The sequence below is a fragment of the Geobacillus sp. DSP4a genome (genome assembly GCF_013096875.1).
In the GTDB taxonomy this organism is placed as follows: Bacteria; Bacillota; Bacilli; order Bacillales; family Anoxybacillaceae; genus Geobacillus; species Geobacillus thermophilus.
In genome coordinates this window covers 1-656 of record NZ_SDLD01000170.1, presented here as the reverse complement: position 1 = coordinate 656, position 656 = coordinate 1, and the positions used below count along the sequence as shown (strand labels likewise).

Below are 656 nucleotides of genomic sequence, written 5' to 3'. Positions count from 1 at the left end.
TGCATGTCGCGTGTACATCGAGATATACATACTTGGCTCCTCACGCTTCTCGTGGAAAAAAAGCGACCGATGATATCGGGATTCTTCCCCGATATGAAGGGACGATGATGCACGATGCGTTCGGTACATATCCGAAATACACACATGCCACCCATGCCCTTTGTCATGCCCACCATTTGCGTGAGTTAAAAGGATTCATCGAACAAGGGCATACGTGGGCGATGCGCATGACCACGTTTCTGTTAGCCGCCAAGCAAGCCGTCGAAGCCCATCACGGTGCACTTTCCGAAGAAGAAGCGAGACGGTGGGAACGAGTGTATGATCGCATCCTAGAAAGAGCACAACACCGATTAGAAACGATGACGCCTCTTCCGAAAAAAGCACTCGCTTTTGTTCGACGCCTTCAAAAACGAAAGGAAGAAGCGCTGCGTTTCTTACGTGAAGTACATGTTCCCTTTGATAACAACCAAGCCGAACGCGATCTTCGCATGGTCAAAGTCAAAGAGAACATTTCGGGTACGTTTCGCGAAGAAACATTCGCGCAGTCGTTTTGCATCGCAAGAAGCATCGTTTCCACACTGACGAAACACGAAAAAAACGTGTGGGATTCGTTATGTCTTCTGTTGGCAGGCGAAACGATCGATCGAGTTCTTTCC

1 pseudogene is annotated in these 656 nt (G+C 48.8%); it reads left to right on the top strand.

Annotated features, from left to right (window positions below):
• Nucleotides 1-656: pseudogene (locus tag ETC02_RS18660) on the top strand (IS66-like element ISGst1 family transposase); the annotation flags it as partial.